Origin of the sequence: Gillisia mitskevichiae, assembly GCF_003634585.1 — a bacterium.
In the GTDB taxonomy this organism is placed as follows: Bacteria; Bacteroidota; Bacteroidia; order Flavobacteriales; family Flavobacteriaceae; genus Gillisia; species Gillisia mitskevichiae.
In genome coordinates this window covers 37,297-60,021 of the sequence record NZ_RBLG01000001.1, presented here as the reverse complement: position 1 = coordinate 60,021, position 22,725 = coordinate 37,297, and the positions used below count along the sequence as shown (strand labels likewise).

The 22,725-nt window shown below is 34.2% G+C and carries 18 protein-coding genes; 6 read left to right on the top strand and 12 right to left on the bottom strand.

Features of this window, described 5'->3' with window-relative positions:
• Positions 1-177: 177 nt before the first annotated feature.
• Entirely contained in the window at positions 178-717 is a 540-nt protein-coding gene (locus tag BC962_RS00235) for a hypothetical protein (RefSeq protein ID WP_147405597.1), read from the top strand.
• Between the two features lie 35 nt (positions 718-752).
• On the opposite strand, the gene BC962_RS00230 is transcribed toward BC962_RS00235, so the two are convergent.
• Positions 753-1,676, bottom strand: coding sequence for a GYDIA family GHMP kinase (locus BC962_RS00230; RefSeq protein WP_121343931.1), 924 nt, complete (start codon positions 1,674-1,676; stop codon positions 753-755).
• Between the two features lie 12 nt (positions 1,677-1,688).
• Complete coding sequence (locus BC962_RS00225) at positions 1,689-3,005, bottom strand: hydroxymethylglutaryl-CoA reductase, degradative (RefSeq protein WP_121343930.1); 1,317 nt, start codon at positions 3,003-3,005, stop codon at positions 1,689-1,691.
• 190 nt (positions 3,006-3,195) lie between these two features.
• Between BC962_RS00225 and BC962_RS00220 the strand changes: the two genes are divergently transcribed.
• Genes BC962_RS00220 through BC962_RS00205 form a run of 4 tightly spaced genes read left to right on the top strand, consistent with a single transcriptional unit; the run spans position 3,196 to position 9,691 of the window.
• Entirely contained in the window at positions 3,196-5,367 is a 2,172-nt protein-coding gene (locus BC962_RS00220) for a S9 family peptidase (RefSeq protein WP_121343929.1), read from the top strand.
• A 30-nt stretch (positions 5,368-5,397) separates the two neighbouring features.
• Positions 5,398-7,314 (top strand): peptide MFS transporter, encoded by a 1,917-nt coding sequence (locus BC962_RS00215; protein ID WP_121343928.1) that lies wholly within the window; start codon positions 5,398-5,400, stop codon positions 7,312-7,314.
• A gap of 8 nt (positions 7,315-7,322) precedes the next feature.
• On the top strand, positions 7,323-9,104 hold the full coding sequence (locus BC962_RS00210) for a peptide MFS transporter (protein ID WP_121343927.1): 1,782 nt from the start codon (positions 7,323-7,325) through the stop codon (positions 9,102-9,104).
• Positions 9,105-9,148: 44 nt separating this feature from the next.
• Positions 9,149-9,691 carry a thioredoxin family protein gene (locus BC962_RS00205; RefSeq protein WP_121343926.1) on the top strand — a complete coding sequence of 181 codons (543 nt, stop codon included), beginning with the start codon at positions 9,149-9,151 and terminating at the stop codon, positions 9,689-9,691.
• 7 nt (positions 9,692-9,698) lie between these two features.
• Here the strand turns inward: BC962_RS00205 and BC962_RS00200 are convergent, their stop codons facing one another.
• From BC962_RS00200 to surE, 5 genes are all read right to left on the bottom strand, one after another.
• Entirely contained in the window at positions 9,699-11,747 is a 2,049-nt protein-coding gene (locus BC962_RS00200; RefSeq protein ID WP_121343925.1) for a ComEC/Rec2 family competence protein, read from the bottom strand.
• 38 nt (positions 11,748-11,785) lie between these two features.
• Entirely contained in the window at positions 11,786-12,253 is a 468-nt protein-coding gene (locus tag BC962_RS00195; protein ID WP_245983937.1) for a C40 family peptidase, read from the bottom strand.
• Between the two features lie 108 nt (positions 12,254-12,361).
• On the bottom strand, positions 12,362-13,477 hold the full coding sequence (gene lpxB / locus BC962_RS00190; protein ID WP_121343923.1) for a lipid-A-disaccharide synthase: 1,116 nt from the start codon (positions 13,475-13,477) through the stop codon (positions 12,362-12,364).
• 28 nt (positions 13,478-13,505) lie between these two features.
• Positions 13,506-13,787, bottom strand: coding sequence for a hypothetical protein (locus BC962_RS00185; protein ID WP_121343922.1), 282 nt, complete (start codon positions 13,785-13,787; stop codon positions 13,506-13,508).
• Positions 13,780-14,562 (bottom strand): 5'/3'-nucleotidase SurE, encoded by a 783-nt coding sequence (surE, locus tag BC962_RS00180; RefSeq protein ID WP_121343921.1) that lies wholly within the window; start codon positions 14,560-14,562, stop codon positions 13,780-13,782. Before surE ends, BC962_RS00185 begins: the two co-directional genes overlap by 8 nt.
• Positions 14,563-14,709: 147 nt before the next feature.
• On the opposite strand from surE, the gene BC962_RS00175 reads away from it, so the two are divergent.
• Positions 14,710-16,845, top strand: coding sequence for a carboxy terminal-processing peptidase (locus BC962_RS00175; protein WP_121344898.1), 2,136 nt, complete (start codon positions 14,710-14,712; stop codon positions 16,843-16,845).
• Positions 16,846-17,224: 379 nt separating this feature from the next.
• Here the strand turns inward: BC962_RS00175 and rodA are convergent, their stop codons facing one another.
• Genes rodA through BC962_RS00150 form a run of 5 tightly spaced genes read right to left on the bottom strand, consistent with a single transcriptional unit; the run spans position 17,225 to position 22,695 of the window.
• A complete protein-coding gene (rodA, locus tag BC962_RS00170; protein WP_121343920.1) occupies positions 17,225-18,472 on the bottom strand; it encodes a rod shape-determining protein RodA in 1,248 nt (415 codons plus the stop codon).
• Entirely contained in the window at positions 18,472-20,340 is a 1,869-nt protein-coding gene (gene mrdA / locus BC962_RS00165; RefSeq protein ID WP_121343919.1) for a penicillin-binding protein 2, read from the bottom strand. The genes rodA and mrdA overlap by 1 nt, the downstream gene beginning before the upstream one ends.
• The gene (locus tag BC962_RS00160) at positions 20,337-20,843 is read right to left on the bottom strand and encodes a rod shape-determining protein MreD (RefSeq protein ID WP_121343918.1); all 507 of its coding nucleotides are present in this window, start codon (positions 20,841-20,843) and stop codon (positions 20,337-20,339) included. The genes mrdA and BC962_RS00160 overlap by 4 nt, the downstream gene beginning before the upstream one ends.
• The gene (gene mreC / locus BC962_RS00155; RefSeq protein ID WP_121343917.1) at positions 20,836-21,657 is read right to left on the bottom strand and encodes a rod shape-determining protein MreC; all 822 of its coding nucleotides are present in this window, start codon (positions 21,655-21,657) and stop codon (positions 20,836-20,838) included. The genes BC962_RS00160 and mreC overlap by 8 nt, the downstream gene beginning before the upstream one ends.
• 9 nt (positions 21,658-21,666) lie before the next feature.
• Positions 21,667-22,695 (bottom strand): rod shape-determining protein, encoded by a 1,029-nt coding sequence (locus BC962_RS00150; protein WP_121343916.1) that lies wholly within the window; start codon positions 22,693-22,695, stop codon positions 21,667-21,669.
• Between the last annotated feature and the right edge of the window lie 30 nt (positions 22,696-22,725).

Sequence of the window (22,725 nt, the reverse complement as noted above, 5' to 3'; positions counted from 1 at the left end):
ACTTTGTCACACTGAGCTTGTCGAAGTGTTGTCGAAGGATCTTTTAGAAATACATTATTTCCGGATCTTCAGAATAAACGAACATCTTATAGGTAGACACTCCTGTTGGTATTTCTTTTTATTGAATATATTGGCGCGTTGTTTGATGATAATTGAAAGAATTAATTAAAACATTAAATGAAATCACTTCTACTCTTATTTTTATTGTTGATTTTAACTTCCTGTATTCCATTAAGAATTGCTCCAAATATAAAAGGCGAAAAACTTATAGTTGCTAAAAAATTTAAAAGAACGCTGCCTAGAAAACATTCTTATGTTTTTGAAGATCCTAAAGATGCAAATGAGTTTTATAATTATATAAATACTAAGTATGACTTAGGGCATGAAGATGTATCGTATAATGTGCCTATTATAATTAACGGTTATGAGTATTTTCTTTCCTTTCACGAAGTAGAAAAAATCACGAAAACATTGAATTTAATACCATTGGTAATCGATGCGGGGCTTGATTCAAATGGATATTCTCCTCTCTTAGAAGATATGCATTCTACACGAACTGGAAACTGGTATATTGTTCTCACAGTATCAGACTCCAAAATGAACGATTGTTTAGATCCAAATTACGGGGATAGGGAAGTGGTTATAAACTACCTAAAGCAGGAAAGATTAGAGTACCTAACGACATCTAATTATTTTGATGCACTTTTTAAAAAGTAAAAAATAATTTAGGGTTAGAGGAATTCAGGTATGGTTTACAAAACCATTTCAGAGAAAGGAATAATTGTATCGTATCCTTTTTCTCTAAAATAATCCAGATCGGAATCTTTTCCAGTTACTAATATAAAATCTCCTCCCCATCCGCCAAGGCTTTTAATGGCTCCCGAAAAATCTGGAAAAAGCGCTGATTTCACTTTTGGAGTGTTTATTATTTTAGAAATAATGGATTCATGAATTTCAATTAATAATTCAAATTCTTTTAAGGATTCACAAGTAAGAAACTTGCTGGTTAATCCAGATATTTTGGTAATATTATTTTGTAATTCAACCTTAGATTGATTTCTATAATGTTGGATTGAATCTCTACTGTTTTGTTTTTGGTTAAGATGTATAAAAAACAACTCCTCTTTAAATTGTGGATTAAAGTCTACATTCAAAACATTGCTTTTTTCCTTAGTTAACTCATATGTAATGGCATTATTATGTTGTGCTGCAGCAATATCATATCCGCTTCCTCCAAAGGTTAATTGTAGCAGTTTATAAGCGTCTATAATGAACCATTGAGCTATATTATTGATTAATGTAGAAGATGTGCCTAACCCCCAATTCTTTGGAAATTCTAGTTTGGTAATTACATTAAATCCAATTGCTTGCTGAAGCAAACTAGGGTTTAAAGAATTTGCCGTTTGTAATATTTTTAGAAGATACGTTTCTTCGGAAATCGATGTTTCTGCGTTAATAACAGCAGGTTTTAATATTAGTTCTTCCAGTTCAAAAAAAACGTTTAGCCAGATTTTATCCTCATTATCATAAGCAGTCCATTGTATTCCACTTCTTGGAACCTTCTCCACATTAAGACTCTGGCCGTATTTTGTAGGCAATGCTAAGGACACGGCTCCATCTAAAACAACGTATTCTCCAGTGATCAATAATTTTCCATTACTTCGAAAAGTAGTCATAAAGGCTTAAACTTAATTTCTAATTCGTTCTAATTGTTCTGCAACGTTGCTATGGGTAACCGTGTGTTTTGTGAAATATTTAATAAGCTCTTCCTTTTCAACTGGAGTTGCTTTCTGGGCATTCAGGATATTCATTAAATGCATTTTCATATGTCCTTGTTGTATCCCATTTGTCACTAAGGACTTTACAGCGGCAAAATTTTGAGCCAAACCTGCTACCGCCACAATTTCCATTAATTCTCTTGCAGATGGCTTCTGAAGTATTTCTGAAGCAACTTTTACAAGTGGGTGAAGATTTGTAAGGCCCCCAACAGTCCCTAGGGCTAGTGGAACCTCCATCCAGAATTTAAAAACATTATTTTCTATGCTCGCATGAGTTAAGCTCGTGTAAGAGCCGTCTTTGCAAGCAAACGCGTGAATACCAGCTTCTATCGCTCTAAAATCGTTACCGGTTGCCAAAACCACTGCATCTATCCCATTCATGATCCCTTTATTATGCGTAACCGCACGATAAGGTTCAACTTCAGCGATTCTAATTGCAGTTAAAAACTTTTCAGCAAAGCCCTCGTTAGAAATTTGCTTATCATCGTATAATTCTGAAACTGGACAAGAAACTTCTACTCTTACTAAACATTCCGGCACATAATTAGAAAGGATACTCATTATGACTTCCAGGTGTTTTTCTTCAGCATTAAAGTCCTGGAATTTTACGGCTTCATCTTTTAAAGTATCAGCAAATTTTTCTAAACAAGAGTTTATAAAATTGGCGCCCATAGAATCTTTCGTTTCAAAAGTGCAGTGTAACTGGAAATACCCATTTAGCATTTCGGTTTTATCAAGCAGTTCAATATCTAGAACTCCACCTCCACGCTTACGCATGTTTTTGGTGATTGTACTTACAGAATCTAAAAGTGTCTCTTTAGAAGCATGAAAGAATTTTATTAATTTGTTATGATCCCCATTATAAATAAAATGAACTTGGCCATTTTTAGTAGTATTTAGAACTTTTACTTTAAAACCTCCGCGAGTTTGCCAGAATTTTGCAGCTTTACTAGCAGCAGCAATTACAGAGCTTTCTTCCGTGGTCATTGGGATGGCCATTAGTTTTCCATTAATTAGGAAATTAGGAGCTATGCCAAATGGCAAATAAAAATTACTTAGAGTATTTTCGGTAAATTCCTCATGCAGTTGTTGCACTTCATCATTTACATTCCAATATTGTTTTAAAATTTTCTCAGAATCTTCGGAATTTTGTAAGTAAGTTTTTAATAACCAGTTTATTTTTTCTTCCTTATTCAATTTAGAAAAACCAGTAATGGGTGTGATCATTAGTTAATAGATTTGTGCTTCAAAGATACAATTACTACTCTTATGGAGAAAACAAGTGGTCTTAGAATTAGTGGAACGGGCCTTAGGCAAGTTTTCAGGTTTAACAGACTATTAGTATTTAACACCTAAAAACAGCGTTTTTTGCTGAATTTTTAGTAAACTTGGCCTACAAAATTTATTTAATACATTTATGAGAATACCAAAATTTGTCCTTACCCTATTTTTGGTGGGAACTTCTGCAATTTTCGCACAAGAAAAACAAGTTACTTTAGAAGATATATGGAGTGGCACCTTTAGCCAAGAAAGACTTGAATCTTTAAAATCTTTAAATAACGGAACACAGTATATCGTTCTAAATCATGATAGAAAAGCCGGATCTTCCAGTATAGATATTTACGATTATAAGTCTGGAGAGAAAAAAGGTAGTCTTTTACATAGTTCCAATCTTTCTGAACTCTCTAAATTTCAATCTTATGAGCTGAGTGCAGATGAAAATATGGTTTTATTAGCTACAGATGTAGACCAAATCTATCGTCATTCTACTCAAGGGATTTTTTATATCTACGATGTGAAATCTAAAGAATTAAAAAAGTTAAGTGAAAATAAAGTACAGGAGCCAACATTTTCTCCCGATAATTCTAAAGTTGCTTATGTTTTTGAAAACAATCTTTTTGTAAAAGAGCTGGCTTCTGGAAAAGAAACTCAGATCACTAAAGATGGTAAGAAAAATGAAGTGATCAATGGAGTTACAGACTGGGTTTACGAAGAGGAATTTGCTTTTGTAAGAGCCTTCGATTGGAATGCAGATGGAACGAAAGTGGCTTTTTTAAGATTTAATGAAGCCGAAGTTCCAGAATTTTCAATGGATATTATAGGAAAAGACTTATATCCAACAGCATCTACTTTTAAGTATCCAAAGGCTGGTGAAGCAAATGCTCTAGTTTCCTTACATATGTATGATGTTGCGACTTCGAAAACAAGTGATGTTAATTTAGGGGATTATAAAGATTTTTATATTCCAAGAATTAAATGGACTAATGATCCTGAGATCTTAAGTGTACAGGTTCTAAACCGCCATCAGAATAACTTGGATCTTATTTTTGTGAATGCTAAAAACAATGAAGCAAAGATCGTTTTGAATGAGAAAGACGCTGCTTATGTGGATGTTACCGATAACTTGACATTTTTAGCAGATAACAGTTTTATCTGGACCAGCGAGAAAGATGGATATAATCATATTTATCACTACGACAAATCAGGAAAACTTCTTAACAGAATTACAAAGGGAGATTGGGAAGTGACCAATTACTATGGCTTCAATCCTAAATCTAAAAAAATATATTTTCAGAGCACAGAAAATGGAAGTGTGAACAGAGATGTATATTCTATAAAAACCGATGGTTCTAAAAAAACAAGACTTACTCAAAAGCTTGGAACTAATAATGCAGATTTTAGTGCAGATTATACTTATTTCATAAATACTTTCAACAGTACAAGTACTCCTAATGAATACACTCTTCATAATGCAGAGAACGGAAAACTAGTTAGAAAGATCAAGGATAATTCAGCATTAATAGATTTAGAAAAAGCCTTTAATTTTTCACCAAAGGAATTGTCTACTATAGAGATCAATGGGAATGAGTTGAATATGTGGACTATTAAGCCATCAGATTTTGATGCTACTAAAAAATATCCAGTTCTAATGTATCAATATTCAGGTCCTGGATCTCAGTCTGTTTCAAATTCATATTTCAACACGAATGATTACTGGTATCAGATGCTTGCAGATATGGGATACATTATTGTAACTGTAGATGGTCGAGGAACAGGTTTTAAAGGAGCTGAATTTAAGAAAGTAACTCAAAATGAGCTTGGGAAACTGGAATTGGAAGATCAAATTGCAGTAGCTAAGAAATTAGGAGAGCTTGAATATGTGGATTCAGAAAGAATTGGTATTTGGGGATGGAGTTATGGTGGATTTATGTCTACCAACGCTATTTTAAAAGGGAACGATGTGTTCTCTATGGCAATTGCTGTTGCGCCAGTATCTAGCTGGAGATTCTATGATTCGATCTATACAGAACGATATATGACCACGCCGCAAGAAAATGCAAGTGGTTATGATGAAAACTCTCCAATTAACCATGTAGAAAAACTTAAAGGAAAATATCTTTTAGTTCACGGTTCTGGAGATGATAATGTACATGTTCAAAACTCTATGAGATTAATAGAGGCTTTGGTACAAGCTAATAAACAGTTCGATTGGGCTATCTATCCAGATAGAAATCATGGGATCTATGGTGGAAACACCAGATTGCATTTGTACACTAAGATGACAAACTTCATTAAAGAAAATTTATAATAACCTTACTCATAAACTAATAACTATATAATGGCAAATACTGCACCTCCGGCAAATCAAAAGGAATTATTCGGACATCCTATAGGATTGTATATTTTATTCTTCACAGAAATGTGGGAACGCTTTTCCTATTATGGGATGCGCGCAATTCTTGTACTTTATCTTGTAAGTGCAACAACTGGTGGAAATGCCGGTTTAGGTTGGACTTCTACGGAAGCTCTAGCGCTTTACGGTTGGTATACAATGTTAGTGTATGTTGTTTCTATTCCTGGAGGTATTTTAGCCGATAAGGTCTTTGGCCAGAAAAAGGCTGTTTTAATTGGAGGGATCATTTTGGTGTGTGGACACGGAATCCTTGCCGTAGAGGAAATGTGGGCATTTTATACTGGTCTTGGATTAATTATAGCTGGGGTTGGTCTATTAAAACCGAATATTTCTACCATGGTAGGTGGACTTTATAAGGAAGGCGATATTAGAAGAGATAAAGGTTTCACCATATTCTATATTGGTATTAACCTGGGAGCTTTTCTTTCCAGTTTAATAGTAGGTTATGTAGGTGAAAATATCGGATGGCATTACGGATTTGGTCTTGCGGGAATTGCAATGGCTTTAGGTCTTATAGTATATCTATGGGGACAAAAATACCTAACGAATGTTGGTAATCTTCTTTCTAAGGTTGAACGTAATGAAGGAGCTTCCTTAGGTAATTTATTTAGTGAATTATTGAAATCTCCAACCCAATTAATTATATCTATTATCTTATTAGGAGCTTCAATCTGGGGTTGGTTAGAATTAGGTTTTGGATACGGTTTATTATTTCTTTTCTTAACCTTGGTAGTAGCAATGATGCTAATGGTTTATAAGGATCTTACAAGTCAGGTGATGAAAGATAGATATGTAGTAATGTTACTTTCTTTCACTTTGGTAATTGTTTTTTGGGGAGCTTTTGAGCAGGCTGGTGGTTTAATGAATATTTACGCACTAGATAAGACTGACAGGATTTTACCTTTTAGTTTACCCTTAATAGGAAACGAGGTTCCTGCTTCCTTTTTTCAATCCTTGAATGCGTTGTTTATAATTCTTTTTGGGGTGGTTATCGCTAATTTCTGGGCGAAACGTAAACTTAAAAATAAAGAAGCTTCTTCCATTTTTAAAATGGCTACAGGGGTAATTATCATGGGTCTTGGATTTGTGTTTATGGCCGCTGCATCTCATCAATATGCTTCTAATGGAGCAGCAGCTATGTACTGGTTAGTTTTAGCTTATTTGCTACATACTATTGGAGAACTTTGTTCTTCCCCAGTTGCCTTATCATTCATCACTAAACTAGCTCCAGTAAGATATGCATCCTTAATGATGGGTGTTTATTTTGCAGCTACTGGTTTAGGAAATAAAGTTGCGGGAGTGATTGGTGAATTTTCACAAGGAGAACCTACAAATATTGAGCTAATTGCATCTAGCGGAGACTTAACTCCATTTTTAAATGTGAATGATAGCATTCTTGAACAAAGGAAAAACTTTGAAATAAAGACGAAAATTTATCCGGTAAATGGAGAGTTTAATGCCGTAGATCTTAATACAAATGAGTCGGTTTTAGACTTAGTGAAATTTGAAAATGAAAATGGGAAGAATGAGATAATCAATCTTCTAAAAGAGGAGAATGTAACTCAGGAAAACCCTTATTATGCAGTCTTCAGCTTTAGAAATAATGATGAAGAATTATCTAAAGAAGAATTGGATTATTCTGGAATTGTAATAATAGATGAAGTGCAAACCGAAATGGAGTTTAGAACATTCTTAGGAATTACCATTTTCACAGTAATCTTTGCATCATTAGTATTATTAATGCTTAAGCCTCTTAAGAGATTAACGCATGGAGCTGAAGATGATGAAAGAGAATTGCCAGAACAGGAGCAATATGATCTTGGTGAAAAAGATTTTAATTAAGCAGGATTATGGTTGTAGAAAAGGCGACTCCTGTAGATTTTTTTAAATCCAATGTCTTAGGTCATCCTTCTGGATTATTTGTTTTATTTTTTACCGAAATGTGGGAACGCTTCTCATTCTACGGAATGAGAGTGCTCTTGGTTAACTTCCTGACCATGGCCATTGTGGGAGTAGACAATCCTGGATGGGGTTGGTCTGCAGAAAATGCAGGTGCTCTTTTTGGAACCTATGCCGGGTTGCTATATTTAACACCAATATTGGGAGGCTTAATTGCCGATAAATTTACAGGCTATCGTTGGGCTGTGATTATAGGCGCGGGAATAATGACGCTTGGTCATGCTTCCATGGCTCTAGAAACAGAATTTTCTTTATACTTCGGATTAGGATTATTAGTGATTGGTACTGGTTTCTTTAAGCCTAATATCACTTCTATTATTTCTGAAATGTATGAGGGCAAATCTGATAAGAAAGATGGCGCTTACACCATATTTTACATGGGAGTTAATGCAGGTGCCTTTTTTGGAATGATGTTATGTGGATATCTTGCAGAAAAAATAGGATGGAGTTGGGGCTTTGGTCTTGCTGGTATTTTTATGTTATTAGGTACACTTCAGTTTTGGTTGGCTAAACCTCTTTTTGGAAAAGTAGGTGGAGTTCCAGATAAAGAATTAGCTGAAAAACATTTACGCGAAGAAGAAAGCAAAGGAGTAGCTCATAAACCGAATCCTTTTACTCTAATAGATAAGATCTTGGTTGCAGCATCTGCTAGTATAGGATTTGTGTATTTAATTAATGATCCTTTATCTAAAATAGCAAATGTTAATTTGTTTCCAGAAGTTCTGCCAGTGAATTTTGGAGGAGAACCCCTCAACGGGCCAATAGGAATAGCTATAATAGGTTTAATTTTATTTTTAATTCTGGTTATTTCCAGGATCTCTAGATATTCTCGAATTGTTAGAGACAGATTGATAGCAGTAATAATTTTTGCGTTTTTTACTGTTTTCTTTTTTATGTCTTTTGAACAAGGAGCTTCATCCCTTATTATTTTTGCACGGGATAATGTAGACAGGGTACTAGTAGGAAATTCAGCCACTATTTTTAATGTAGTAAATGCCTTATTAACGGTAGTACCATTAGCAATTATTACTTGGGTTCTATATTTATTATGGAAACAAACCTTTAATAAGATTCCGGGATCTAATATCATTTTAGGAATTTGTTTTGCTGGAATTTGGGCACTGGTAGTTTGGATGTTGTTTAGAGAATTTACAGCAGAAACTACAGAGATCACCGTTTCTTGGTTTAGTATATTAAATTCCTTTTTTATAATTGTATTTGCCTCTTTCTTCTCTAAATGGTGGGAAAGTAAATATAATCCGTCTGCGGCATTTAAATATAGCTTCGGATTAATCTTACTCGGACTAGGATTTGGTCTGTTAGCGCTTGGATCTAGTGGAGTTGCTGAAGGAGCAAAAGTGAGTATGATCTGGTTAATATTAGCTTACTTATTACATACTTTAGGAGAATTATGTCTTTCACCTTTGGGATTATCTTATGTGAGTAAGTTAGTGCCGGCAAGAATGATTGCCTTTATGTTCGGGATGTGGTATTTAGCAATTGCTATAGGAAATAAATTAGCGGGATCTTTAGGAGGAATGATAGAAACGGTTACTCAGGAATATGATCTTTCTACATTTTTCTTGATATTTACTATTGTGCCTATCGCTGGTGGAGTTTTGGTAGCTTTACTTAATCCACTTCTAAAAAGGCTGATGCACGATATTAGATAACTTCGGAATGATAATTGAGTAGGAAAACTTTTTAAATTAGAAGTATGAATAAAAAGATTAGCATTTTATTGATTTTGTTGGTTTCTGGATTTACACAAGCTCAAGAAATAAAATGGATGAGCATGAACGAAGCTCTGGAAGCTCAGGAAAAGCAACCCAAAAAGATCTTGATGGATGCTTATACTACTTGGTGTGGACCATGCAAGTTGATGGATAAAAATACATTTACCAATAAGGATGTAGTGAATTATGTAAATAAGCATTTTTACCCTGTAAAATTTGATGCAGAAGGTACAGAAGAAGTTATATATAAAGATTTTAAGTATACAAACCCTAATCACGATCCTAAAAGGAAAGGCAGGAACAGTCAGCATTTTTTAGCAAATGCTTTGAAAATTAGTGGCTATCCAAGTTTAGTTTTTTTCGATGAAAAATCTAATGTTATCGCACCTGTAGTGGGTTATAGAACCCCAGAGCAGTTAGAGATCTTTCTTAAAATGATTGCGAACAACGATTATAAAAAATTAACCACTGCAGATGCGTGGGGCAAGTATGAAAAAGAGTTCAAAGGGACTTTTAAAGATTAAGTGTTAGTTAGTTACCTTCAGTACTAGTTACTGATTTTATTATAAAAGCTCCCTTTTCGCCAGTAGCGTGAAAAGGGAGCTTTTTATTTTCAGCAGTTTTTCGCCAGATCGCAATAAGATTTTTGTAATTACTGCCATCAGCAATTATTTGTTCAGGTTTTAGATCTGTGATTAGTCTTTCCAGATTTAATTTTGGAGAATTGGTAAGCAATATGAGCTTTGGTTTAAGCTTATTCACTTTATAAATTCCAAGACTATCTAAAACAAGGATGTCTTTCTCGGCAAATGAATAAATATTCTTCAACTTTAAAATTGTATCGGTTTGTAATTTACTTCCTGTTTCATAATCTCTTATAAATCCTGGTTTTTCCTGTGTATTGGAACTAAAATGATTGAAGTTATTATTACGTGTTATCCCTATATCTGTATTTCGTGACCTATGAAAGATCACAAGCTCGTTGATAGGTTTTTCCAGCTTTTCATATAAGAAAACCATTTGGATAAGTATTATGGAACTTAATACTAAGGCAATATTTCTAAAGCTTATTTTCTTCAGAAGAAACGATATCGAGATAAGCAGCACAAAAAACGATAAACATAGAAATAGCGAAAATGAAATATCTTTTATTATAAATGTGTTTTGCGAAGCTATAAATGCTACAAAGTTATTTAATGTTGAAATCATCCAAGCATAAGTTGTGGATAATAGAAACGGATTTATTCCGAGGAGGATTAGAAATATCAATATAATTCCTACAGCTAATATTAAGCTCATAAAAGGCAAAATGAGGATGTTGGAAATTAGAAATAACCCCGGAAATTGATGGAAATAAAATAAACTTAAAGGCAATACTCCAATTTGTGCGGCGAGAGTAACCGAGACGATCTTCCAAATATATCTCAAAGATTTATTTTCAGTATTTATTAATTTCATAATTGCAGGCTGAAAAACTACGATAGCAAAGACAGCTGAATAACTTAGTTGGAATCCTACCTGAAATAGAAATAGGGGATTTATTAGTAATAGAATTAATAGTGAAGCAAATAACGTGTTTAGAATGCTGGTTCTCCGGTTTAATTGCAATCCAATAGCTACAAAGGAAAACATGCTAACAGCGCGTACCACAGATGGTGAGAGACCAGCAATAAGCGCAAAACCCCAAAGAGATATTAGTAGAATGAGTGTTTTAACAGCTTTTCCGTATTTCCAGCTATCCATAAATTTTAAAACCCAGTTGAGAAGAAATAAAATGATCCCTACATGCAATCCAGAGACTGCTAAAATATGTATCACTCCTGCTGACGCATAGTTCTGTTGAATTTCGGATGATAATTCCTGTCTCTGGCCTAATAGCAATGCTTGGATTACGGCTAATTCATCTTTACTGAAGTTTTGTTTTCTTAGTTTGTAGATGATGTATTCTCTTAAGTCCCCGGAGTAAGATCGGAAGGAATTTGTGGAAGTTTCGAGTGTTTTAAATTGGTTTGGGAGAATATTTAGTTGGCTGTAAACTCCCAAAGTTTTCATATAACGACTGTAGTTAAATTGATAAGGGTTTAAACTTCCTTGTATATCTTTAAATTGACCTAAAGTCACGAGACGTTGACCAACTTTTAGCCTTGGCAATAAGCTGTCTTTAGAAATATTTAAAAGTAATTTCCCTTCAGTATAGTTTGAATCCAGTAGGGTAAGCTTTAAAATATATCTATCTTGATAAACGCCCGGTTTTAATATTTCATGAACTTCAGCAAAAATTAATGGAGAAGAGCCATCTGATATAGTGTGTATATGGTTTGTAAAGTGGTCGGAATTATTTTTAGGTAGTTGGGAATAGGAAGCTACAAACCCTAGATATAAGAACATTAGGAAACCGAAAACACCAAAGATGGGATTTTGAAGGAAACTTTTTTTTGCTAGAAAATAAGTGATTAGGAATGCTGAAAATAGTAGGACACCAGTCGTTAAAAGGATGAAGAGCGAAATATCAATATAAAATCCTAATAGTATCCCGACTATTAGAAAAAATGTAAGTTTTATAAGTGTAAAGTTGTACAATCTCCAAAGTCTAAATGTCTATTGAAGATAGTAAATAATTAGATCACTCGCCTTGCCATTACAAAATGATCAAACCAATAATCGTCTGCTAATGAAGACACTATTACGCCTTTGGAGGAAGAAGAATGTATGAAGAAAATATGTCCTGGCTGAATTTCCACCACCAATCCTACATGATTTATTACTTTTTTATTCTTATTGGTTTCAAAAAACAAGAGATCTCCAATATTTACATCTACTAAAGATAAGCGCTCGCCTTCTAAAGACATATCTCTGGAAGAGCGTGGAAGTTGTATATTCTCTTCTAAGAATGAGGTGAATACGAGCCCGGAACAATCCATTCCATTTTCTGTAGTTCCCCCGTACTTATATTTAGTCCCTTTAAACTTTAGTGCAGTGGATGTGATATTATAAACCCGGTTGTCTTTTGGCTGTACTGAGGCCGCAGCTGTATTTATTTTATTTTCTGGAGCCTTGTGGTTGATTATTACTTCGTTGGAATTCAAATTTTGTTGGACAACAGCCCTTTTGGTTTTGGAAGCACCGCAACTAGTTAGCAAAAGAGAAAACATGATAAAAAACACGTAGTAAGAATATCTACTCATATAAAAATGTTATTTTATGATACTATTAAATATTAGTTGTGCAGTCTTTTCACTAGCTCCTGCTCCCCCTAACTTTCTTTCTAACTCAAAGTATGCCTCAAATATTGTATTCCTGTTTGCAGGATCTAATATTTTATCGAGCTCTTCTTTTAATTTTTTCGGATTAAAGTCACTCTGGATCAATTCTGTAACTACTTCTTTGTCCATGATCAAATTAACCAGCGAAATATAGTCTAAATCCACTACTCTTTTTGCGATCTGATAAGAAATTGTACTCCCTTTATAACAAACAACTTCTGGTACCTTAAACAAAGCTGTTTCTAAAGTAGCTGTTCCAGAGGTTACGAGTGCTGCAGTAGAAAGACTTAGGACATCGTAAGTATTATTCATTACCAAATGAATATTTTTCTTTTTGATAAATGGCTTATAAAATTCTGGATCTTGGCTAGGTGCTCCGGCAATTATAAATTGATAATCCTTAAAATCATCGGTAATGCTTAACATTGTTTCCAACATTTTGGAAATCTCTTGTTTTCTACTACCAGGAAGTAAAGCTATAATTGGTCTTTCGTCTAATTGATGCCTTTTTCTGAATTCATCTGGAACAACTAATTCTTTTTTAGCGATTGCATCTAGTAAAGGATGCCCAACAAAATGAACTGGGAATTGATGTTTTTCTTCATAAAAATCCTTTTCGAAGGGTAGGATCACATACATGTTATCTACATCCCTTTTTATTGCTGAGATCCTATTTTCTTTCCAAGCCCAGATTTGCGGAGAAATATAGTATTGAGTAGAGATATTTAACTCCTTTGCCCATTTGGCAATACGCATATTAAAGCCTGGATAATCTATAAAAATTATGGTATCTGGCTTGTAATTTAGAATATCACTCTTACAAACTTTAATATTCTTTAATATGGTTCTAAGATTAGCTATCACTTCTAAAAAACCCATAAATGCTAATTCCCGATAATGCTTTACTAGAGTTCCTCCAGCTTCTTGCATTAGATCACCTCCCCAAAACCTAAATTCTGCTTTTGGATCTACCTTTTTTAAAGCCAACATTAAATTGGAAGCATGTAGATCTCCGGAAGCTTCACCTGCAATAAGGTAGTATTTCATTATAAGGGATTTTAAGGATTGAAAGTTATCAAATAAATTTGGTAACTGCTATTACCACTGCCATAAGAACGGTAGCTAAAAGAACTCCTCTCGCTTTATAGATCTGGTTTTTCTTTATAAAAACAAAAAAGGGGAAAAAGTTTAATATGGCGCCAAGCGCTATTATTTTCCCTAAATAATCATTTTGTAAGGAATGTTGAAGGGTATCTTCTAAGCTCATTTTTGAAAAAAGCAGAATATAAAAGAATATTCCCGCAAGATTTGCTAACAAACCAATAAGGAAACCAATAAACACGTGTTTTTTAATCATTTAATTCCCAATCGTTAAGATCTTTAATATAATGATGCGCCGTAAGATCAAATTGAACAGGAACTACAGAAACATATCCATTTTCTAGGGCCCATTCGTCTGTATCTTGCCCGCTATCTTCATTTACAAATTTACCTGTTAACCAGTAATAATCCCTTCCTTGCGGACTCGTTCTCTTATCGAATTCCTCCACCCAATAAGCTTTGGCTTGTCGGCAGATTTTAATTCCTTTAATTTCTTTTTCCTGTAGTTTAGGTAAATTCACATTTAAGACCACGCCTTTTGCAAGTCCGTTTTTAAGAACTTTTTTGGTGATCGCTTTTATAAATTTCTTTGTGGGTTCAAAGTCTGCACTTAAAGAATAATCCAACAATGAAAAGCCTATTGCAGGAATTCCCTCAATTCCAGCTTCCACTGCAGCACTCATTGTTCCTGAGTAGATCACATTAATAGATGAGTTAGAACCATGATTTATTCCGCTTACACAAAGGTCTGGTTTTCGATGTAAAATTTCTTGTGTGGCGATTTTCACACAATCGGCTGGAGTTCCAGAGCAACTATATTCTTTATGACTATATTTTTTGTTGATTGTAACTTCGTCACAATAAAGCGTGTCGGTAATGGTGATTGCGTGTCCCATGGCACTTTGAGGTCTATCTGGAGCAACAACTATTACATCACCCAGTTCTTTCATCACTTCGATTAATGTTCGAATCCCAGGGGCAGTAATTCCATCGTCATTTGTGACTAATATAAGAGGTTTTTCTTGAGACATAGATAAATATTTTAAGGCTGCTAAAATAATAATTCTCAAAGGAAAGCTTATCTTAGTGGTCTAACAAATTATTTGTGCAAATGATGAGTGTTGGCACAATTTTTAGTACATATAGATTGATATTAAATGATGAAATATATTCGCTTTATGAAAAGGAACTATAAATTTTTGGTGTTGGTGCTACTTATGGCGGCTGCATCATGCAGTTTTACTACGAAAACTTTCAATGACCCTAATAAAGATAAATTACTAATAGATCTTATTACTTATGTGCTTGAAAGAGGACATTACGATGCTAAGTCTATAGACGATGGTTTTTCCAAAGAAGTATATAAAGATTATTTAGATGCTGTAGATCCTTTAAAACGATTTTTCTATGAAAAGGATATAGAGGAATTTGTAGTTTATCAAGATAAGATTGATGACCAGATAAGAGGAAAAGATCTTACTTTTTTCAATTTAACTCATGATAGGTTATTGGAAAGAATGAAAGAAGTTCGAGGAATTTATAAAGAGATTTTAGCAGAACCATTCGATTTTTCTGAAGATGAAGAAATAAATACCAATTATGAGGAGATAGATTATATCTCTACTAGAGCAGAATTGAAAGAACGTTGGAGAAAGCAATTGAAGTTTAGTACCCTTGGAAATTATTACGATAGCAAAGAAGTTCAAGAAAAAGAATTAGAAAAAGATCCATCATTTAAAGTGAAATCTGATGTGGAATTGGAGAAAGAAGCACGAGAAACTATTCTTACCTCTATGGATGAATATTTTGATTTTAGTGAGGAGTTGGAACGCAAAGATTATTTTACGGTATACATAAATGCGATTGTAGAGGAATTTGACCCACACACCTTTTACTTTGCCCCACAGGATAAAGATCGATTTGACATTGCAATGTCTGGTAAACTAGAAGGTATTGGAGCAAGACTTCAGAAGAAAAGCGATAATATTACTATTATGGAAGTGATCTCTGGAGGTCCGGCATGGTTAAGTGATAAATTAAGCGAAGGAGATATCATTTTAAAAGTTAGACAAGAAAAGGAAAAGGACCCTGTAAGTATTGTAGGGATGCGTTTGGATGATGCAGTTAACCTTATAAAGGGGCCAAAAGATTCAAAGGTTACTTTAACGGTGAAGAAAAAGGTGATGGGTAATATAGAAGATGTTACCATTACTAGAGATGTTGTAGAATTGGAGGAAACCTATGCTAAATCTGCTTTAGTGAATAAAGAGGGTAGAGAATTTGGACTTATAAATCTTCCTAAGTTCTATTTTGATATGGAAAATTATGCAGACAGGAATGCTGCATCAGATGTAGAAAAGGAAATTATTAGATTGAAGAAGGCAGGAATGGAAGGTCTTGTTTTAGATCTTAGAAACAATGGCGGAGGATCCTTGAAAACAGTTGTGGATATCGCTGGATTATTTATTGAAAAAGGTCCTGTGGTACAAGTAAAAAGTAAAGGCGTAGGTCAGGAGATCTTAGAAGATCAAGATCCAAGCATTCTTTGGGATGGTCCTTTAGTGATATTAGTAAATGAATTATCTGCTTCAGCTTCAGAAATTCTCGCGGCCGCAATGCAGGATTATAAAAGAGCGATCATTATTGGAAGTAAACAAACTTATGGAAAAGGTACTGTTCAAAATGTGATAGATCTTAATCAAACTGTAAGAAGTAATGAATATGGAGATCTTGGAGCCTTGAAGTTGACTACTCAGAAGTTCTATAGAGTAAATGGAGGTTCTACCCAGTTAGAAGGTGTTAAAAGTGACGTGGTTGTTCCAGATAGATATAGTTATATAGATATTGGGGAGAAGGATTATGAAAACCCATTGCCTTGGGATCAAATTAAAGCAGCTAAATATAAAATTTGGGATGGGTATATAGACTTTGAAGATGCTATTAAAAATAGTAATGTTAGAATGTCTAATAATGCTCAGTTAAACCTTATTGCTGAAAATGCGAAATGGGTGAAGGAAAAAAGAGATGAAGAGATCTATCCACTAAATTATACTGCATATCAAAATCATAGATTGCTTACAGAGAAAGATGCGAAGAGATTTGATGCAATTTCAGATTATACTTCTAATCTAACCTATGAATCTTTGCCTTATGAAGTTGAATTATATACATCTGATACTATCTTGAAAGAAAAGAGAGATAGATGGCATACCAGCTTAACTGGTGATGTTTATATAGAAGAAGCTATTAATGTACTAGAAGATATTAAGGTTAACAATATTAAAAGATCTAAAGTAGCTACAATTAAGAATTAAAAGTTTTTTAAGAGTCTGTTTAAAGAATTGAGTACGTCATAAAAAAGATTGGTTAAATATGAATATTATTTCTAGGATCTAATTCTAATTAGTTGAGATCCTGATATAATTGAAGCATTACAATCAAAGTAGGATGTATAAATGAATCTTTTAAACAGGCTCTTTATTATTTCTACAATTTACTTATGAAGAGAAAATATATTTACCCTGTAATTATAGTGGTTGTTGCTCTGGTGCTATTATTGGCAGAGCGCTGTAACTAAAAAGATTGATTAAGTCACTCAGGGCAATTGCACGATGTAAGTCATGATGATTACTTAAGGAAGGGCACAAATAATTAGATCCTTGCTGGAGTTGGAATTAAATTCTCAATGACAGATTAAAAGGCCATTCTTTCTGAATCTAGTTTTACAAAGATAAATAGTAGTATAGTAAAGCCCCATAAGCCTGAACCTCCATAGCTAAAGAAAGGTAGTGGTATTCCAACGGTTGGGAAGATCCCTGTTACCATACCTATATTCACGAGAAAGTGAAGAAACATAATTCCTACTAAGCTATAACCATAGACCCTGTTAAATGTGGATTTCTGTCTTTCTGCAAGATGTAATAATCTAAAGAGAAGTCCCACAAATAAAAGAACTACTAAGGAAGTGCCTAAAAACCCCCATTCTTCACCAACTGTACTAAAAATATAATCTGTATGTTGTTCAGGAACAAATTGACCTTTGGTTTGTGTGCCCTCTGTCCAACCTTTTCCTAGCCAGCCACCACTACCTATGGCGATTTCACTTTGGTTGGTATTGTAGCCAATTCCTCGGGCATCTACTTCTTTTCCTAAAACTATATTGAAACGATCTCTATGGCGTTGTTCGAACACATTCTGAAAGATATAATCTACAGAATAAGAAAGTGCAATAGCGCCTATAATAATTCCTAAGAGGACAAGAGGTGTAGGTCGTCTTCTCTTTTTCAGAAGTAAACTGAACAAACAAATAATAGCTACAGCAATAGATACGTATAATGGCCCTAGAACAAGAGTTAAGATAAATATAGTTATTCCTGCAAAGCCTAGGAATAAGTAAATTCCAGATAGCCCCTCTCTATATAAAGGGAAGAGGAAAGCTGCGTATACCATAGCGCTTCCTGCATCTGGTTGAGGGAGAATAATTAGCGCGGGCAAAGCAATTATAAAGAATGCTTTAAGCTGATTTGAAAAAAGTTTGATATTGGTTTGAATATCTCCTAAATAATTCGCCAGAGCTAAGGCGGTTCCAACCTTTGCGAATTCTGCAGGTTGTATACTTATTCCGCCAAACACATACCATGAAGTAGCCCCATTAATGGTCTTTCCGAAGACAAATAATCCTAAAATTGAAACGAGGGAAATAATATAGAAAACACTCGAAAATTTCATATAGAACTTTGCCTCGATAGATAATATAATAACGATCATAAACAATCCCAGGATCATCCAAAGAGCTTGTTTCCCGTATATCTGATCGAAATCAAAAATTCCTGAAGGTGCATCCCCTAAGGAGGCTGAATAGATATTCATCCACCCAAAACTTATTAGTAAAAGGTATATTAATATAGTAACCCAATCAAAGCTAATTGTGCCTTTCGCCATTAGTTATTAATTGAGAAAGGTTCTCCACTATGTGGCTTTAAATATTCATCTTCTAAACTGTGAGTAAGAACCCAAGTTTCCATATCTTTTCTTGAGATGCTATTTCTAAGATATTTTTCTATCATTAAACTGGCAATTCTACCTGCATAACGACCTCCCCAATATCCATTTTCCACAAATACCGCAATGGCAATTTTAGGATTTTCCACTGGCGCAAATGCTATAAAAATCGAATGATCTGTTAGCTGAGTTCTTTTACCATTAATTTTGGTATAGTTCTCTGCTGTTCCAGTTTTTCCCGCTATTTCAATACCTGGGATTTGTAGGGCAGAGGCGGTACCTACTTTATATACTTGATGCATTCCCTCTATAACTGGGATAAAATGTTCACTATCTATCGTAGTGAAATGTTTCTTAGTATAATCTGGATCAGAAATTGGTTCTCCTTCAATACTCTTTAGAATATGCGGAGTATAAAACCAGCCTTTATTAGCTATGGTCGCGGTCATATTTGCTAATTGTATTGGGGTCATTAAAACTTCTCCTTGTCCAATTGCATTAGAAATGGTTGCAGTTGCAAACCACTTGTAAGTTGGATATTCATATATTTTATTGTAATAATCGGCATTTGGAATTTTCCCAGATCTTCCGGCAGGCAGATCGTAACCTAAGAATTGGCCTAGACCAAAACTGTTTAAGTGTTTAGCCCAAGTATTTACCCCTTCCTGTGGAGTTGGATATTTTTCTATGATCCTTCTGTACACATTTGCAAAATAGGCATTACAGGACTGTGCAATTCCTGGGATCATATCTAACGGACTTGCATGCGCATGACAGCCTAATTTTCTTCCTCTTCCATACACATATCCTCTATTGCAAGAAAACTTGTCGTGCACATCTACTACGCCTTCTTGAAGTGCAATAAGGGCATTTATAGTCTTAAAGGGTGATCCAGGGGGATACTCTGCTAATAAACCTCTGTCGTATAAAGGTCTTGCTATGGTGTCGTAATAAAGCTTTGTGAAATTTGCAGATCGTTGCCTTCCCATAAGTAGAGCAGGATCGTAACTAGGAGCAGTAATTAGGGAGAGAATTTCTCCAGTTGCTGGTTCTATTGCTACAATTCCCCCGCGTTTGTTCTCCATTAATTTCTCCCCATATGCCTGTAACATGGCATCAATGGATATGGTAACATCTTTGCCTTTTTTAGGTAAAGTATCAAAAACTCCTTCTTTAAAAGGTCCAATATCTCTATTAAATCTATCCTTCTGTATGTATTTTACTCCTTTTATTCCGCGAAGTAATTCTTCATATTGACCCTCAACCCCTTGTTTCCCAATTAAATCTCCAGAAATATAGTATGGATTATCATCTATGATTTTATTGTTCACTTCAGCAATATATCCTAGAACATTGGAGCCATTTTGAGTTTGATAGTCTCGTAAAGATCGCTTCTGAATATAAAAACCAGGATATTTACGCATTTTCTCCTGAAGGTAAGCATACTCAGATTTGGTGAGCTGAGGCACAATTATAGAAGGAAGCCTAGGCGAATAAATTTTTGCCTTATCTAATTTTTTAGAAAGTTCCTCAGGGGTGAGTTTTAATATGCTGCAAAATTCTAAGGTATCAAAAGGCTTCACATTTCTAGGAATAGCCATAACATCATAAGAAGGTTGATTAGAAACCAACAATTCTCCATTCCTATCGAAAATATAACCTCGTTGCGGATAATTATAAACCACCTTTATTGCATTGTCTTCACTTAAACGTGCAAAAGATTCATCTACAATTTGTAAATAGAATAATCTACCTAAAAATATAAAACCAGTAGTAATTATTATTATATACAACAACAGCCTTCTCATCGTCTTTTCGGTTTAAATAATGTCAAACTAATTAAGACTAAAAGTATAGTGAAAATACTCGTGAAAAATGTCTTTTTCAATATTAAATATACATGTGAAAAACTGAACATCTCTAAAATGAATAGCAATAAATTATGAAGAAGCACCATTAAGATAATATAACTTAGCCTTGCTCCATATGGAGTGTTCGATAATTTTACAGTTTGGTAATCGTAACTTATACCGAATGAAAATCTTAAAATTATAGGACGAATATATGCGATAAACACACAAGCTGCAGCATGTATCCCTCCGCTATCTTCAAAAGTATCGATGCTAAGCCCTAATAAAAAAGCGATAAGCATAAATAAACCTTGTGGCGTGTTAAATGGATATACGATTAAAAAAAGAAGGTATAAATATGGATTTATAAAACCCATAAAATTGATGTTATTTAAAAGTAGAACTTGTAATAATACCAAGACCACAAACCGGATGCTATTTGAGATAATTGTATTAGTCATCTATATCCTCCAATTCTCTTATTTCTTTTCTATCCTTGTTCACGATCACATATACATGACCAATGTTAGTCATATCGTTAAATAACTTAATGTCTATTGTGTAGTAACTTCCATTTTCATCTAAAGCAAAACCTACAATATTCCCTATTGGAATCCCTCGTGGAAAAATTAAAGATTTACCTCCAGTTATAATGGTATCTCCTTTTTTAACAGGAGCTAATCTAGGAACATCTATTAGTTGGATTATATTTGGATCTTTACCATTCCAGACTAAAGAACCAAAATGATTTGTTTTCTTAAGCTGTGCATTTATTTTGGAATCACTGTTCAGGATCGAGATCACTCTGGAATAATTTTTAGATGCATTATCTATGATTCCAACTATTCCCTGACTTGTAACTACCCCAGATTCTGGTAAAATATTGTCTTTTCGGCCCTTATCTAAAGTGATGTAATTGTCTACTTTGGAGTAGTTGTTATTTATTACTCTAGCAGTTCTAAATTCATATATTCCCTCATAAACCGTAGAATCAATAAAAGTGTCATTGAACAAAGTATCTGGGACGTTGGAGAGTTTATTCCTTAATAGATTATTCTCTTCTAAAAGACGCTCATTGTATTCTTCAAGATAAAAATAAGATTGAATATTATTCGCTTTCTTATAGATGCCACCAGTTATAAAGTTGGCAGAACTTATAAATTTACTTTTATGAAAAGAATGGGACTGTATTGTCAAAAATAAAGACAGGCCAAACAGCAACAGAAATAAGATGTTATTCTTATTGCGGATAAGAAAATTGAATATCTGCTGCATGGGTTAATCCTACTTTATCAAAATTCCTTTGTAACGCGCAAGGTTTTTAAGGCATATTCCTGTTCCTCTTACTACTGCTCTAAGTGGGTCTTCAGCAATATACACTGGAAGATCTGTTTTTAAAGACAAACGTTTATCTAAACCTCTTAACATAGATCCTCCTCCCGCAAGATAGATCCCAGTATTGTATATATCGGCAGCTAATTCTGGTGGGGTTTGAGATAAAGTTTCCATCACTGCATCTTCTATTCTTAAAATAGATTTGTCTAATGCTTTTGCGATTTCTCTATAAGATATTTGTACTTGTTTAGGTTTTCCTGTAAGTAGATCTCTACCTTGAACGCTCATTTCCTCTGGCGGAATTTCAAGATCTTCAGTAGCAGCACCTATTTGAATTTTTATTTTTTCAGCAGTACGTTCTCCAACATATAAATTGTGTTGAGTACGCATATAGTATACAATATCATTGGTGAAGACATCCCCTGCAATTTTCACAGATTTATCACAAACGATCCCTCCAAGAGCGATCACGGCAATTTCTGTAGTACCACCTCCTATATCCACGATCATGTTTCCTTTAGGCTGCATAATGTCTATTCCAATACCAATTGCTGCTGCCATTGGTTCGTGAATAAGATATACCTCTTTTCCATTAACACGTTCTGCACTTTCTTTTACCGCTCTCATTTCTACTTCTGTAATTCCAGAAGGGATACAAATAACCATTCTAAGCGCTGGAGTGAACATCTTTTTCTTTAATGCCGGAATTTCTTTGATAAACATACTTATCATTTTCTCACTGGCATCAAAATCTGCAATTACTCCATCCTTTAATGGACGAATAGTTTTGATGTTCTCATGGGTTTTCCCTTGCATCATCGCCGCTTCTTTTCCAACCGCAATAATTTTACCGGTTGTCCTGTCTCTGGCTACAATAGATGGACTATCTACTACTACTTTATCGTTATGAATTACCAACGTGTTGGCAGTTCCTAAATCTATTGCTATTTCTTCAATGAGAAAATCAAAAAATCCCATAATTCTTTTGTTGAGGTTAGGTAAATGTAA

What these genes read in the sequence shown, in the direction of transcription:
- rodA (WP_121343920.1), bottom strand. Translation starts at nt 18,472, where the DNA reads ATGGCGAAAGGCACAATTAGCTTTGATTGGGTTACTATATTAATATAC.
- BC962_RS00210 (WP_121343927.1), top strand. Translation starts at nt 7,323, where the DNA reads ATGGTTGTAGAAAAGGCGACTCCTGTAGATTTTTTTAAATCCAATGTC.
- BC962_RS00150 (WP_121343916.1), bottom strand. Translation starts at nt 22,695, where the DNA reads ATGGGATTTTTTGATTTTCTCATTGAAGAAATAGCAATAGATTTAGGA.
- BC962_RS00205 (WP_121343926.1), top strand. Translation starts at nt 9,149, where the DNA reads ATGAATAAAAAGATTAGCATTTTATTGATTTTGTTGGTTTCTGGATTT.
- lpxB (WP_121343923.1), bottom strand. Translation starts at nt 13,477, where the DNA reads ATGAAATACTACCTTATTGCAGGTGAAGCTTCCGGAGATCTACATGCT.
- BC962_RS00235 (WP_147405597.1), top strand. Translation starts at nt 178, where the DNA reads ATGAAATCACTTCTACTCTTATTTTTATTGTTGATTTTAACTTCCTGT.
- BC962_RS00160 (WP_121343918.1), bottom strand. Translation starts at nt 20,843, where the DNA reads ATGACTAATACAATTATCTCAAATAGCATCCGGTTTGTGGTCTTGGTA.
- BC962_RS00175 (WP_121344898.1), top strand. Translation starts at nt 14,710, where the DNA reads ATGAAAAGGAACTATAAATTTTTGGTGTTGGTGCTACTTATGGCGGCT.
- BC962_RS00230 (WP_121343931.1), bottom strand. Translation starts at nt 1,676, where the DNA reads ATGACTACTTTTCGAAGTAATGGAAAATTATTGATCACTGGAGAATAC.
- surE (WP_121343921.1), bottom strand. Translation starts at nt 14,562, where the DNA reads ATGTCTCAAGAAAAACCTCTTATATTAGTCACAAATGACGATGGAATT.
- mrdA (WP_121343919.1), bottom strand. Translation starts at nt 20,340, where the DNA reads ATGAGAAGGCTGTTGTTGTATATAATAATAATTACTACTGGTTTTATA.
- mreC (WP_121343917.1), bottom strand. Translation starts at nt 21,657, where the DNA reads ATGCAGCAGATATTCAATTTTCTTATCCGCAATAAGAATAACATCTTA.
- BC962_RS00220 (WP_121343929.1), top strand. Translation starts at nt 3,196, where the DNA reads ATGAGAATACCAAAATTTGTCCTTACCCTATTTTTGGTGGGAACTTCT.
- BC962_RS00185 (WP_121343922.1), bottom strand. Translation starts at nt 13,787, where the DNA reads ATGATTAAAAAACACGTGTTTATTGGTTTCCTTATTGGTTTGTTAGCA.
- BC962_RS00225 (WP_121343930.1), bottom strand. Translation starts at nt 3,005, where the DNA reads ATGATCACACCCATTACTGGTTTTTCTAAATTGAATAAGGAAGAAAAA.
- BC962_RS00215 (WP_121343928.1), top strand. Translation starts at nt 5,398, where the DNA reads ATGGCAAATACTGCACCTCCGGCAAATCAAAAGGAATTATTCGGACAT.